General features: G+C 62.5%; 14 protein-coding genes (1 of these 14 cut by a window edge). All 14 read left to right on the forward strand.

All coding sequences use genetic code 11. The features are described 5' to 3' along the window. Positions 1-30 precede the first annotated feature (30 nt). Positions 31-858, forward strand: coding sequence for a type IV pilus biogenesis/stability protein PilW (gene pilW / locus K2L43_RS05970; protein ID WP_011804600.1), 828 nt, complete (start codon positions 31-33; stop codon positions 856-858). Beyond that, positions 851-1,819 carry a helix-turn-helix domain-containing protein gene (locus tag K2L43_RS05975; protein ID WP_255580540.1) on the forward strand — a complete coding sequence of 323 codons (969 nt, stop codon included), beginning with the start codon at positions 851-853 and terminating at the stop codon, positions 1,817-1,819. Before pilW ends, K2L43_RS05975 begins: the two co-directional genes overlap by 8 nt. Further along, positions 1,820-3,097: a flavodoxin-dependent (E)-4-hydroxy-3-methylbut-2-enyl-diphosphate synthase gene (gene ispG / locus K2L43_RS05980; RefSeq protein WP_220638704.1), complete on the forward strand. Its 1,278-nt coding sequence runs from the start codon at positions 1,820-1,822 to the stop codon at positions 3,095-3,097. It begins immediately after the preceding gene. Between the two features lie 97 nt (positions 3,098-3,194). Then, the gene (gene hisS, locus K2L43_RS05985; protein ID WP_047350862.1) at positions 3,195-4,484 is read left to right on the forward strand and encodes a histidine--tRNA ligase; all 1,290 of its coding nucleotides are present in this window, start codon (positions 3,195-3,197) and stop codon (positions 4,482-4,484) included. Positions 4,485-4,497: 13 nt separating this feature from the next. After that, positions 4,498-5,175, forward strand: a complete 678-nt coding sequence (locus tag K2L43_RS05990) for a tetratricopeptide repeat protein (protein ID WP_220638705.1) — start codon at positions 4,498-4,500, stop codon at positions 5,173-5,175. A 20-nt stretch (positions 5,176-5,195) separates the two neighbouring features. Further along, the gene (gene bamB, locus K2L43_RS05995; RefSeq protein ID WP_231403365.1) at positions 5,196-6,323 is read left to right on the forward strand and encodes an outer membrane protein assembly factor BamB; all 1,128 of its coding nucleotides are present in this window, start codon (positions 5,196-5,198) and stop codon (positions 6,321-6,323) included. Positions 6,324-6,342: 19 nt separating this feature from the next. Beyond that, positions 6,343-7,686, forward strand: coding sequence for a ribosome biogenesis GTPase Der (gene der, locus K2L43_RS06000; RefSeq protein ID WP_015912794.1), 1,344 nt, complete (start codon positions 6,343-6,345; stop codon positions 7,684-7,686). A gap of 77 nt (positions 7,687-7,763) precedes the next feature. Further along, positions 7,764-8,015, forward strand: a complete 252-nt coding sequence (gene hfq, locus K2L43_RS06005; protein ID WP_011804607.1) for an RNA chaperone Hfq — start codon at positions 7,764-7,766, stop codon at positions 8,013-8,015. Positions 8,016-8,078: 63 nt separating this feature from the next. Next, positions 8,079-9,257, forward strand: a complete 1,179-nt coding sequence (hflX, locus tag K2L43_RS06010) for a GTPase HflX (protein WP_011804608.1) — start codon at positions 8,079-8,081, stop codon at positions 9,255-9,257. Between the two features lie 51 nt (positions 9,258-9,308). After that, positions 9,309-10,664: an FtsH protease activity modulator HflK gene (gene hflK / locus K2L43_RS06015; protein WP_011804609.1), complete on the forward strand. Its 1,356-nt coding sequence runs from the start codon at positions 9,309-9,311 to the stop codon at positions 10,662-10,664. 9 nt (positions 10,665-10,673) lie between these two features. Next, positions 10,674-11,579 (forward strand): protease modulator HflC, encoded by a 906-nt coding sequence (hflC, locus tag K2L43_RS06020; protein WP_015912796.1) that lies wholly within the window; start codon positions 10,674-10,676, stop codon positions 11,577-11,579. Between the two features lie 29 nt (positions 11,580-11,608). Beyond that, complete coding sequence (locus K2L43_RS06025; protein WP_011804611.1) at positions 11,609-11,788, forward strand: DUF2065 domain-containing protein; 180 nt, start codon at positions 11,609-11,611, stop codon at positions 11,786-11,788. 75 nt (positions 11,789-11,863) lie between these two features. Continuing rightward, complete coding sequence (locus tag K2L43_RS06030) at positions 11,864-13,012, forward strand: ATP phosphoribosyltransferase regulatory subunit (RefSeq protein WP_011804612.1); 1,149 nt, start codon at positions 11,864-11,866, stop codon at positions 13,010-13,012. 29 nt (positions 13,013-13,041) lie between these two features. Then, positions 13,042-13,996: the 5' portion of an adenylosuccinate synthase gene (locus tag K2L43_RS06035; protein WP_047350858.1), read on the forward strand. 422 nt of this gene lie beyond the right edge of the window; the window shows 955 of its 1,377 coding nt (coding positions 1-955); its start codon is at positions 13,042-13,044; its stop codon lies beyond the right edge, outside the window.

Here is a 13,996-nt window from a genome sequence, read left to right on the forward strand (position 1 = left end):
GGCGTGGCGCAACAATTACGGGAGGCTTTCATGGCGAAGTGGCGGATCAATCACGGCGGGTGGCGGGCGATGGCGGCGATCGGCATTGCCGTTGTCGTCTCGGGCCTTGCCGGTTGTGCCCACCAAGGGGCCTCCGATGCCAATGGTGCCGTGGCGGAATCCGCGTCCGGCGGCGGCGAAGCCGACGTGCGTCGCCGTGCACGTATCCGGCTGGAGCTGGCTGCGAACTACCTGCAAATGGGGCAGACCACCGTGGCCATGGAGGAGGTGCGGCAGGCGATCACGACCGATCCCACGTATGCCGACGCCTACCACCTTCGCGGCTTGATATACATGAACATGGGCGACCTGGCGCTCGCGGAAGACAGCCTCAAGCGCGCCCAAGGCATGAAGCCTTCCGATCCAGACATCATGCACAACTATGGCTGGCTGCAGTGCCAGCGCCAGCAGTACGACGTCGCCAATCAGATGTTCGAGCGGGCGCTTGCCGTGCCGAGTTACAAGGCACGCAGCAAGACGCTGATGTCCCAGGGCCTGTGCTACCAGCGGGCGGGGCGTCTTGCAGAGGCCGAACAAGCGCTGAAGCAGGCCTATGAGATTGATGCGGGCAACCCGGCGGTGGGGTACCACTTGGCGGCCGTGCTGTTTGCGCGGGGCGAGGCCAAGCGGGCGCAGTTTTATGTCCGTCGCGTGAACAATGGCGAGTATGCCAATGCCGAGTCTTTGTGGTTGGGCGTGAAGATCGAACGCGTGCTCAAGGAGTTCGTGGCCATGCGCCAGTTGGGTGATCAATTGCGCAAGCGCTTCCCCAACGCAAAAGAAACCCTGGCATTCGAACGAGGGGCCTTCGATGAGTGAGCCCATGGGCGCCGCTGGGGGGATTGATCACCGGATGCAGGATCACGGCACTGAACCGGCGGGCGGCGTTACCGCGGGGCAGTTGCTGAGGCAACTGCGCGAATCCGCAGGGGTCCATGTTGATGTGCTGGCCGGAACGCTGAAGGTGCCCGCGAACAAACTGCATGCGCTGGAAGCGGACCAATACGACGCATTTCCCGACGCCGTCTTCATGCGGGCGTTGGCGTCGGGCGTCTGCCGGACCTTGAAGGCCGACGCGACGCCGGTGCTCGCATTGCTGCCCCAGAGCGGCCCCGTGCAGCTTGTGGTGGACAAGGGACTCAACGCGTCGTTCAAAGACCCTGGTCACCGGTTCATCAAGGGGGGAACGCTGGAGCGACCCAGATCGCGCATGATGGGCGTGACGGTTGCCGCGCTGTTGGCCGCCGCGGTGGCCATCGCCTTTCTCCCGAAGGGCAACGACAGTTTGCCGGTCGCCAGCAGTCCGGAGGCGGTAACACCGCCACAGCGCGCGCTCGAAGCCACGCAACTGGACCCGGTGACTGCTGCGGTGCCCTCAGAGTCCGTTGCCTCAGGGGGACAGGCCACTGTGCGGGCAGAGCCATCTTCTGCTGCGGTGGCCTCAGCGGCCCTCGCCGCATCGGCCCCCGCTGCGGCGGTGGAGCCGGCCCCATCCCAAGGCGGGACCAACGAGGCCGGAGTTGACGCCAAGGGCACCGAGGCTTCGGGCGTGCTGGTCATTCGCGCCCGGGGAGAATCCTGGATCCAGGTGCGCAACGCCGCGGGCGGCGTAGTGCTGCAGAAGATCCTGGCTGCGGGCGAGAGTGTTTCCGCGGCGGGCAGCCCTCCCTGGTCGGTCGTCATTGGCAAGGCGGATGCCACGGAGGTGGTTGTGCGCGGCCAGCCCATGGATCTGAATGCGATTGCGCGCGAGAACGTTGCGCGTTTCGAGGTGAAGTAAATGAATATCTCCGGCACAGCCGCACCGATCGCTATGGCACAGCCGCAGGCACGCCGCTCGCGGCAGGCACGCATCGTCTGGGGCAGCCGGGTGGTCACGGTGGGTGGCGGCGCACCGGTGCGGGTGCAGTCCATGACCAACACCGACACGGTGGATGCGATCGGCACGGCCATCCAGATCAAGGAACTGGCGCAAGCGGGCTCTGAGTTCGTTCGCATCACGGTGAACACGCCGGAGGCCGCAGCGGCCGTGCCCTACATCCGTGAGCAGCTGGACCGCATGGGCGAGACGGTGCCGCTGGTGGGCGACTTTCACTACAACGGCCACCGCCTGCTGACGGAATTTCCCGACTGCGCACAGGCATTGTCCAAGTACCGCATCAACCCGGGCAACGTGGGCAAGGGCGACAAGAAGGACAAGCAGTTCGGCCAGATGATCGAGGCAGCGGTGCGCTGGGACAAGGCCGTGCGCATCGGCGTGAACTGGGGCAGCCTGGACCAGGAGTTGCTGGCCGAGCTGATGGATGCGAACAGCCGCCGCACCCAGCCGTGGGATGCGCGCCAGGTCATGTACGAGGCGCTGATCACCTCCGCCATCGAATCGGCGAAACGCGCCGAGGAAATGGGCCTGAGCGGTGACCAGATCATCCTTTCGTGCAAGGTCAGCGGTGTGCAGGATCTGATCTCGGTGTACCGCGAACTCGCGCGCCGCTGCGACTATGCGCTGCACCTGGGTCTGACCGAGGCGGGCATGGGTATCAAGGGTATCGTGGCGTCGACCACCGCGCTTTCGATCCTGCTACAGGAAGGCATTGGCGACACTATCCGTGTGTCGCTGACTCCGCAGCCCGGCGAGGCGCGCACCCAGGAGGTGGTGGTGGCCTCCGAGATCCTGCAATCGCTGGGGCTGCGCGCGTTCGTGCCCAGCGTGACCGCATGCCCAGGCTGCGGCCGCACCACCAGCACCACATTCCAGGAACTGGCCAAGCAGATCGACGATTACCTGCGTGCGCAGATGCCCGTATGGCGGCTGCGCTATCCCGGCGTGGAAAAACTCAAGGTGGCCGTGATGGGCTGCATCGTCAACGGCCCGGGCGAGAGCAAACATGCCGACATCGGCATCAGCCTTCCCGGCACGGGCGAGGCGCCCGCCGCCCCGGTGTTCATCGACGGCGAAAAGGCCATGACCCTGCGGGGCGATGGCATCGCGCGAGAGTTCCAGGATATCGTTGAAGGCTACATTGCCCGGCGTTTCGGCAACGGCGCAGGCGCACAGTGAAGTGCGCGCAAGTTTGCTATAAATAATATAGCTTACAGCGCTTGATGGATAAGCGCTAGAGGCTGATTTGATTCAAAATCACAAACAATAGAACAAGATGCAGAAGCTGGTTGCCATCAAGGGCATGAACGACATTCTTCCGCCCGATTCGGCGCGCTGGGAATGGCTGGAGGACAAGGTGCGCACCCTCATGGCGCGCTACGCTTATCGCAACATCCGCACGCCCATCGTCGAGCCTACGCCGCTGTTCGTGCGCGGTCTGGGCGAAGTCACCGACATCGTCGAGAAGGAGATGTACTCCTTCGAGGACCGGCTCAACGGTGAACAGCTGACGCTGCGCCCCGAGGCAACGGCGGGGGTGGTGCGTGCGGTGGTAGAGCATTCCATGCTCTACGACGGCGGCAAGCGCCTGTACTACATGGGGCCGATGTTCCGGCATGAACGGCCACAGCGCGGCCGCTACCGCCAGTTCCACCAGATCGGTGCCGAGGCGCTGGGCTTTCCCGGCGCGGAAGCCGATGCCGAGATCATTCTGCTGGCGCATGCGCTGTGGGCGGAACTGGGGCTGGAGAACGTGCGGCTGGAATTGAACAGCCTGGGGCAGCCTGACGAGCGCCGCGCCCACCGCGCGGCGCTGATCGCATACCTGGAGCAGCACATGGATGTGCTCGACGAGGATGCGCGCCGCCGCCTGCACAGCAATCCGCTGCGCATTCTCGACACCAAGAACCCCGCGATGCAGGCGCTGGTGGAAGGCGCCCCGCGGCTCATCGACTTTCTAGGCGAGGCGTCGCTGCAGCATTTCGAGACCGTCAAGGCGATCCTGGATGCCAACGGCGTGGCCTGGAGCCTCAATCCCCGCCTGGTCCGCGGGATGGACTATTACAACCTCACGGTATTCGAGTTCGTGACGGACCAACTGGGCTCGCAGGGCACGATCTGCGGTGGGGGCCGTTACGACTACCTGATCGAGCAGATCGGCGGCAAGTCCGCTCCGGCCGTGGGCTGGGCGCTGGGGGTGGAGCGCGTGCTGGAGTTGCTCAAGGAGCAGGAGGCGCAAGTGGCCCGACCAGCTGCCGATGCCTATGCCGTAGTGCCCGACGCGTCAGCCCTGCCGGTGGTCATGGCTACCTTGCAGCGGCTGCGTGCGCAGGGGGTGTCGGTGCAGATGCACAGCTCCACCGCCGCAGGCGAGGGCATGGGCAGCATGAAATCCCAGTTCAAGAAGGCGGACGCCAGCGGCGCACGCTATGCACTGGTCTTCGGCGCCGACGAACTGGCCCGCGGGGCCGTGACCGTCAAGCCGCTGCGGGATAGCGGCGAGCAGGCGGAGCGCCCGCTGGCGGCGCTGGCCGAATGGGCGGCCACCCTACAATCCTCGCGCTGAACGGAACCACAACATGGCCAACAACTTCGACCTTCAAGAACAAGAACAGCTTGAGCAGATCAAGCACTTCTGGAACACGTGGGGCACGCCCATCACCTGGGTGTTGATTGTCATCATGGGGGGGCTTGCTGCCTGGAACGGCTACCGGCTGTGGCAGGGCCGCCAGGCCCAGCAGGCGACGGCACTGGCCGAGGCCGTGGAAATGGCCGTGCAGGCGGGTGACCTTGCGCGCGTGGAGCAAGCCGTGGGCGACTTGAAGTCGAGTTACGGCGGCACCGCGCAGGCGTGGCAGGCAGGCCTTCTGGCTGCCAAAACGCTGGCCGACGCTGGCAAGTGGGATGCCGCCAAAAGTACGTTGGCTTGGGTGGCCGAGAAAGCGTCTGATGAGGGTTACCAGGCCTTGGCCCGGCTGCGCCTGGCCAGCGTCCTGATCGAGCAAAAGGCCTACGACGAGGCCTCGGCGCAGCTGTCGGGGAAATTCCCCGCAGAGTTTGCTGCTACGGTCGCGGATCGCAAGGGTGATGTGTTCGCGTTGCAGGGCAAGAAGCAGGAAGCCATCGCCGAGTACCGCCGTGCCTACCAGGCTTTTGACGAGCGTGTGGAATACCGCCGCCTGGTGGAAGCCAAGCTCAACGCTTTGGGCGCACAGGTGGAGACGGTAGCCTCCGCTACGTCGGGGGGCGTGCAATGAGCCAGGCACGTAGTCATGCCATGAGGGCGCTGACCGGCGCCTCTTTGCTGGTGAGCCTGCTGGTGATGGGAGGTTGCTCGTTGTGGGGCGGCACGCCGAAGCCGAAGGCGGCGGAGCTCGGTCCCAACGTCCCTGTGCTGGGAGTGCGTCAGGCGTGGGTGTCCCAGATTGGGACGCAAGAAGGCCTTGAGCTCGACATACACGTGGAGGGCAGCGTGGTGACGGTGGCCTCTGCCAATGGCGATGTGGCGGCCATCGATGCTCGCACGGGGGGCGACGTATGGCGCACGCGCCTCAACCAGCCGCTTGCCTCGGGCGTGGGAAGTGATGGACGCTGGACGGCGGTGGTGTCGAAGGGCAATCAAGTTATCGCACTGGACGGCGGTCGGGAGATCTGGCGCAAGCCGTTGCCCGCCCAGGCTTATACGGCGCCGTTGGTCGCGGGCAAGCGCATCTTCGTGCTGGCGGCGGATCGCTCCATTTCCGCCTTCGACGCGGCGACTGGCTACCGGCTCTGGAGCCAGCAGCGGCCGGGTGAGCCCCTGGTCCTGCGCCAGGGCGGTGTGCTGATGGCCGTGGGTGACACCCTGGTTGCGGGGCTGTCCGGCCGTCTGGTCGGCTTCAATCCCGACAACGGCGTGGTGCGCTGGGAGGCGCCCTTGGCCAGCCCGCGCGGCACCAATGACGTCGAGCGGCTGGTGGAGATCGTTGGCCGTACGAGCCGTGTGGGCGATAGCCTGTGCGCGCGGGCTTTCCAGGCCTCGGTGGGCTGTATCGATGCATCCCGGGGGGCGGTCTCGTGGACGCAGCCCGCCAGCGGCGGCGTGGGCATCCACGGGGATGACACCATGCTGTTCGGCACGGAAAGCAACGGAACGGTGATCGCATGGCGGCGCACCGATGGGTCCCGCGCCTGGACATCGGACAGGCTGCAGTTCCGCAAGCTCACAGCGCCCTTGGTGCTGGGGCGTTCAGTGGTAGTGGGTGACGATACAGGGCTGGTGCACCTGCTGTCCCGTGAGGACGCCGCACCGCTCAACCGCCTGACGACCGATGGCTCGGCCATTGCGGCAGCCCCGGCGGTGGCGGGCGACACCTTGGTGGTGGTGACGCGCAAGGGTGGCGTCTACGGCTTCCGTCCGGACTGATAGGGATATAGGACACAGGATGAAGCCTGTCATCGCTTTGGTGGGGCGGCCCAATGTGGGCAAGTCCACCTTGTTCAACCGTTTGACCAAGTCGCGCGATGCGATCGTGGCCGACTTTGCCGGCCTCACGCGTGATCGCCACTATGGCAATGGGAGACAGGGCAAGCACGAGTACATCGTCATCGACACCGGGGGGTTCGAGCCCGATGCCTCCAGCGGCATCTACCGCGAGATGGCCAGGCAGACCCAGCAGGCCGTGGCGGAGGCCGATGTCGTGGTTTTTGTCGTGGACGTACGCGGTGGACTGTCCGCCCAGGACCACGACATTGCCAACTACCTTCGCCGCCTGGGCAAACCCTGCGTGTTGGCCGGCAACAAGGCCGAAGGCATGCAGGACAGCATGCATCTGGCCGAGTTCTATGAGTTGGGCTTGGGAGAGGTGCACCCCGTATCGGCGGCGCACGGCCAGGGTGTGCGCAGCCTGGTGGATCTCGCGCTGAAGCCGCTCGCGTTGCCCGAGATTGAGGAGGAGGATGCGGCGGCCGAGAAGAATGTCATCCGTCTTGCAGTGGCAGGGCGCCCCAACGTGGGCAAGTCCACACTGATCAATACCTGGCTGGGCGAAGAGCGTTTGGTGGCTTTCGACATGCCCGGCACCACGCGCGATGCCATATCGGTGCCTTTCGAGCGCAACGGGCAGAAGTTCGAGTTGATCGACACGGCGGGCCTGCGACGCAAAGGCAAGGTGTTTGAAGCAATCGAGAAATTCTCGGTCGTGAAGACCCTGCAGGCCATCGAGTCAGCCAATGTCGTGCTGCTGCTGCTGGACGCCACGCAAGGAGTGACGGACCAGGACGCACATATTGCCGGCTACATCCTGGAGAGTGGTCGCGCCGTGGTGATCGCAGTGAACAAATGGGATGCGGTGGACGACTATGGCCGGCAGCAGCTGGAGCGTTCCATCGAAACGCGTCTGTCGTTTCTAAAGTTCGCGCCGTTGCACTTCATCTCCGCGAAGAAACGGCAGGGCATCGGGCCGCTGTGGTCATCCATCATCCAGGCGTACAAGTCTGCCAATCGCAAGATGCCTACGCCGGTGTTGACGCGCCTGCTGCAGGAGGCGGTGCAGTTCCAAAGCCCCAAGCGCTCGGGTATGTTCCGGCCCAAGATGCGCTATGCGCACCAGGGCGGCATGAATCCGCCGGTGATCGTGATCCACGGGAATTCGCTGGAGCATGTCACGGACGCCTACAAGCGCTTTCTTGAGGCGCGTTTTCGCAAAGAATTTGACCTCGTCGGTACGCCGCTGCGTATCGAAATGAAAACCTCCAGCAATCCTTATACGGACAAGCAGAACTCCTGAGCCCCTGGACGGCGTATGGCCGTCTGGGTGTGGTAAGGTGCTGGTTTACAACAACATTTTTGAACACGGAGAATATCGTGAGCAATAAAGGTCAGCTTCTTCAAGACCCCTTCCTGAACGCCTTGCGTCGGGAGCATGTGCCGGTTTCGATCTATTTGGTGAACGGCATCAAACTGCAGGGTCAAATCGAATCCTTCGATCAATACGTCGTGCTGCTGCGCAATACCGTGACGCAGATGGTGTACAAGCACGCTATTTCCACGATCGTGCCTGGTCGTGCCGTCAACTTCTCGACTGCGGAACCCGCCGCCGACGGGGACAACCAGTAAGCCCCTGCGGCAGTTCAAGGCTGCGCCACGGCGCAAGCATTGCGCATCCCAGGGCACGCAGCCTTGAGTTCCCATTCTTCTCCTGACACGAAATCCACGCCTGTTCTATTGGTAGGCGTGGATTTTGGTTTGCCCCATTTCGATGCCGAGCTCGAAGAGCTTGGCTTATTGGCCCAGACTGCAGGCTTGAATCCTGTCGCGCGGCTGACGTGCAAGCGAAAGACGCCTGATGCGGCGCTGTTCGTGGGTAGCGGCAAAGCGGATGAGATCCGCACTCTGGCGCAGATGCATGGCGCGAAGGAGGTGCTGTTCGACCAGGCGCTGAGTCCGGCGCAGCAGCGGAATCTGGAGCGAAGCCTGGAATTGCCCGTCAATGATCGCACGCTGCTCATTCTGGAGATCTTTGCCCAGCGCGCCCGCAGCCACGAGGGTAAGCTGCAGGTGGAGTTGGCGCGTTTGCAGTACTTGAGCACTCGACTTGTGCGGCGCTGGTCGCACTTGGAGCGTCAACGCGGGGGGATCGGTACACGGGGCGGACCGGGCGAAACACAAATTGAGCTCGACCGTCGCATGATCAGCGAAGCCATTAAGCGCACGCGGGAGCGCCTGGTCAAGGTCAAGCGCCAACGGGCGACCCAGCGGCGGCAGCGGCAGCGGCGCGATACATTCAATATCTCGCTGGTGGGCTACACGAACGCGGGCAAATCCACGCTGTTCAATGCACTGGTGAAGGCGCGAGCCTACGCGGCGGACCAATTGTTCGCCACGCTGGACACCACCACGCGTCATCTTTATTTGGGCGAAGCCGCGGGTTCGGTGTCCCTGTCCGATACCGTGGGCTTCATTCGTGATCTGCCGCACGGGCTGGTGGATGCGTTTCAGGCCACGTTGCAGGAGGCCGTGGACGCGGATCTGCTCCTGCATGTGGTCGATGCCGCCAACCCCGCCTTTCCCGAGCAGATTGCACAGGTGCAACTGGTTCTTGGTGAGATTGGCGCCGCCGATATTCCACAACTCTTGGTATTCAACAAATTGGATGCCCTCACGCCCGAAGTGCGTCCTAACGTGCGGCAAGATACCTATGAACTGGATGGGCGGCCTGTACCGCGGATTTTTGTCAGTGCCGGCCTTGGCGAAGGGGTGGCTGACTTGCGGCAGTTATTGGCAGACATGGTTCAGAAGTCACTTTCGTCGGGCATGCCCCCTGAGACGGTGGCTGAATTGAAGGGCGAGTGGGACTGATTGGGCACAATGCTGGTGTTCTATTGCTATTGAGAGTACGAGAATTCGCGCATGAACCTTCTTAACCGGGCCTCTCGCTGGGCCGTGCTGCCTGAGCGTATTCGGGGGATGTTCAATCTCAACGATCCTCGTTGGGGCCGTGGGGACGATAAGGGCGAGGGTGGGCAGCGCCCTGATTCGGAGCGCCCTTCTCCGGATAACTCACAGCGTCCACGTGGACGTGACCAAAATCCTTCGGGACAGCCGCCGGACCTGGATGAGTTGTGGCGTGATCTGAACCGCAAGCTGGGTGGGTTGTTTGGCGGCGGCGGGTCGCGTGGTCCCGCTTCTGGTGGCGGCAATGGTGGTTTCCAGCCAGACATGAAGAACGCGGGAGTTGGCGTGGGATTGATCGCCGCCATAGCGGTGCTGATCTGGCTGGGCACTGGCTTTTTCATCGTGCAAGAAGGCCAGCAAGCGGTGATCACCCAGTTCGGCAAGTACAAGAGCACGGTCAACGCCGGCTTCAATTGGCGTCTGCCTTACCCCATTCAGCGCCATGAACTGGTGTTCGTGACCCAGATCCGGTCTGCTGATGTGGGGCGGGATAGCGTCATCAAGAGCACGGGACTGCGTGAGTCCGCCATGCTGACCGAAGACGAGAACATCGTCGAAATCAAGTTCGCAGTGCAATATCGTTTGAATGACGCGCGTGCGTGGCTGTTCGAGAGCCGCAATCCGGCCGAAGCCGTGGTTCAGGCGGCAGAGACGGCGGTGCGCGAAGTCGTGGGCAAAATGCGCATGGATACCGCCTTGGCGGAAGAGCGGGACCAGATTGCTCCGCGCGTGCGCAATCTGATGCAGACCATCCTGGACCGATACAAGGTCGGCGTGGAAGTCGTTGGCATCAACCTGCAGCAAGGGGGGGTGCGCCCTCCTGAGCAAGTACAGGCGGCTTTTGATGACGTGCTCAAGGCGGGCCAGGAGCGGGAGCGCGCTAAGAACGAAGCCCAGGCTTATGCCAATGATGTGGTTCCGCGTGCCACGGGGACGGCGTCCCGCTTGATCGAGGAGGCGGCAGCCTACAAGGCGCGCATCGTGGCGCAGGCGCAGGGTGACACACAGCGGTTCAGCGCCGTCCTTGCTGAATACCAGAAGGCGCCGCAGGTGACGCGAGACCGCATGTATCTGGAGAGCATGCAGCAGATTTACGGCAATGTGACCAAGGTACTGGTGGAGTCGCGGCAAGGATCCAACTTGCTGTACCTGCCGTTGGACAAGATCATGCAGAGCGTTTCACAGCAGACTTCGGCGGCTGCGGCGACCGATACGCCGCCAGCGACAGTCCCTCCTGCCGCGACCTCTCAATTCCCCGGCGATTCTCGGTTGCGTGATGCCAACCGTTCGCGCGAACGTGAGTCCCGATAGGAGAGCCGTGTGAACAGAATCGGATTTATCGCATCGACAGTTCTGCTGTTGCTGGCATTGCTCAGCTCGATGGTGTTCGTCGTCGACCAACGCCAGTTTGGCGTGGTGTACGCGTTGGGGCAGATCAAGGAAGTCATCACGGAACCAGGCTTGAATTTCAAGCTACCCCCACCTTTCCAAAACGTTCGCTACATCGACAAGCGTCTGCTCACGCTGGACAGTTCAGACACCGAGTCGATGCTGACAGCCGAGAAGCAGCGCGTGGTGATCGATTGGTATGTGCGCTGGCGCATTACCGACCCATCCGAGTACATCCGCAATGTGGGACTGGACGAGAACGCAGGTGCACTGCAGCTCAATCGGGTGGTCCGCAATGCATTTCAGGAAGAAGTCAACCGTCGCACCGTCAAGGAGCTGCTGTCGCTCAAGCGCGATGCGCTGATGTCCGACGTGAAACGGGAAGTGCTGGAAGCTGTGCGTGGCTCCAAGCCTTGGGGTGTCGATGTCGTGGACGTGCGCATCACGCGGGTCGACTACGTAGAAGCGATCACGGAGTCCGTCTATAGACGCATGGAAGCGGAACGCAAGCGCGTTGCGAATGAACTGCGCTCCACGGGCGCGGCGGAGGGGGAGAAGATTCGCGCAGACGCAGACCGGCAGCGCGAGATCACCATTGCCAATGCCTACCGCGACGCTCAGAAAATCAAGGGCGAGGGTGATGCGGAAGCTGCGCGTCTGTATGCGGAGGCATTCGGCCGTGATCCTCAATTTGCACAGTTCTACCGGAGCCTCGAAGCTTACAAGGCGAGCTTCAACCGCAAGGGCGATGTCATGGTGCTGGATCCGGCGAACTCTGAATTTTTCAAGGTATTCAGAGGCGGGACGGGCAATGCATCTGCAGGCCCCCGCCGCTGATGAGCGACTGATGGCGGTGGTCGGCTTCCATGAACGGGTTCTGGATCGCGTTGGGTTGGGTGCTGGTCATCGAAGGGCTGCTGCCCTTCGTGTCACCTGGTGGTTGGCGCCGCATGTTCACGCAGCTTTTGCAATTGCGTGACGGCCAGATTCGATTTTGCGCGCTGCTGGGGCTGATCGCTGGCGGCGCCATTCTGCTGCTCACGTAGCCTGGCCGCTTTGGGTCCCGGGGTGGGGCTTATCCATGCCGGTAGAATCAACGTTTTAACAGCCTGCCCCATCCCATGTCTGCCTGGGTCCTGCCGGATCATATTGCCGATGTCTTGCCTTCCGAGGCGCGGCACATTGAAGAACTTCGCCGCGGACTGCTCGATACGGCACGCAGTTACGGTTATGAGTTGGTGATGCCTCCTTTGCTGGAGCATCTGGAATCACTGTTGACGGGCACTGGCGAGGCGCTGGACCTCCAAACGTTCAAATTGGTGGACCAACTCTCGGGTCGATCTCTCGGCTTGAGGGCCGATACGACCCAACAGGTCGCACGCATTGATGCGCACCTGCTCAACCGGCAGGGGGTGGCGCGTCTATGCTATTGCGGCCCAGTACTGCACACGCGTCCCGATCGTCCGCATGCCACCCGGGAGCCCTTGCAGTTTGGAGCCGAGATCTACGGTCATCCAGGTATCGAGGCGGATATCGAAGCAGTGTTGCTGTCGTTGGAGTGCTTGCGCAGTGCCCACGTACAGGAGGTGAGCGTAGATCTGGCCGACGTCCGTATCGTGCGCAGTCTGCTTGCAGGACTTCCTGTCGGTATGCATCAGCTCGCCCAAGTCCACGGTGCGCTTGCTGCCAAAGATGCCAGCGAACTGGCGTCGTTGACACGCGATTTCCCGTCTGCATCGCGGGAAGGGTTGTTGGCACTGTTGCAGCTGTATGGCGATGCAGCAGTGCTGAATGAGGCCGAAAACTTGTTGAAGCCCTTTCCTGGTGCGCGCGAGGCGCTATCAGATTTGAGGGCGATTGCGGCACGAATGGACGGTGTGCGGGTCACATTTGATCTGGCAGATCTGCGGGGTTATGCCTATTACAGCGGCGCGCGTTTTGCGATTTATGCGCAGGGCGCCAGTGATGCGCTGGTGCGAGGCGGCCGCTATGACGAGGTCGGCGCGGTCTTCGGCCGTAACAGGCCAGCCGCAGGCTTTAGCTTGGACGTGAAGCAGCTGGTGGGTGTGGTGTCGGCTCCGTCATTGCGTGCGGCCATCCGGGCGCCCTGGGGCGATGGTGGTGCGCTCAGTGCTGCCATTGCTACGTTGCGTCGTCAGGGCGAAACCGTTGTGTGTGTGCTGCCGGGGCACGGCAGCGAAGTGGACGAATTCCACTGCGATCGGGAGCTTGTCCTGGTGGATGGCAACTGGGTCGTAAAGGCGATTTGAGTTTCTTCAGTATTTGAATCGGGTTTGACATGAAAGCAAGCAAGGGTCGTAACGTTGTCGTGGTCGGCACCCAATGGGGCGATGAAGGCAAAGGCAAACTGGTTGATTGGCTGACTGAGAGCGCCCAGGGGGTGGTGCGTTTTCAGGGCGGGCACAACGCTGGTCACACGTTGGTCATCAACGGCGTCAAGACGGCGCTGCACTTGATCCCCAGCGGGATCATGCGCCCGGGTGTCAAATGCTACATCGGCAACGGCGTCGTTCTCTCGGCAGGCAAATTGTTTGAGGAGATCGAGGGGCTCGAAAAAGCGGGCGTCGAAGTGCGCTCGCGTCTGCGCGTCAGTGAAGCTTGTCCATTGATCCTGCCGTTCCATGCGGCGCTGGATGTGGCGCGTGAAGCGGCGCGTGAACACGGTGGCGCCGAGAAGATTGGTACCACGGGCCGTGGTATCGGACCGGCCTACGAGGACAAGATCGCTCGCCGTGCCCTGCGCGTACAAGACCTCAAGTATCCAGAACGCTTTGCCGCCAAGCTGCGCGAATTGCTGGCGTTGCACAACCATGTCCTCAGCACCTTCCTGGGCTCGGCCAATTTTCAGTTTGGCGATGCACTCAAGCCCTACATCACGGGCGGGCAAGTGCAGTTTGAGCCGGTCTTTGAGGAGGCCATGCGGCATGCAGAGATGCTGAAGCCCATGATGGCAGATGTCTCGCGTGAACTGAACGAAGCGCATGCCGTGGGCGCAAATCTGCTGTTTGAGGGGGCGCAGGGCACATTGCTCGATGTGGACCATGGTACCTATCCCTATGTCACGTCCAGTAACTGTGTGGCGGGTAATGCGGCAGCGGGGTCGGGCGTTGGCCCGGGGCATTTGCACTACATCTTGGGGATCACCAAGGCATATTGCACGCGTGTGGGGGGAGGGCCTTTCCCGACCGAGCTGGAATGGGAAACGCCTGGAACACCGGGTTATCACATGAGTA

It is taken from the genome of Diaphorobacter sp. MNS-0 (assembly GCF_019602835.1).
GTDB classification, from domain to species: domain Bacteria; phylum Pseudomonadota; class Gammaproteobacteria; order Burkholderiales; family Burkholderiaceae_C; genus Diaphorobacter; species Diaphorobacter nitroreducens.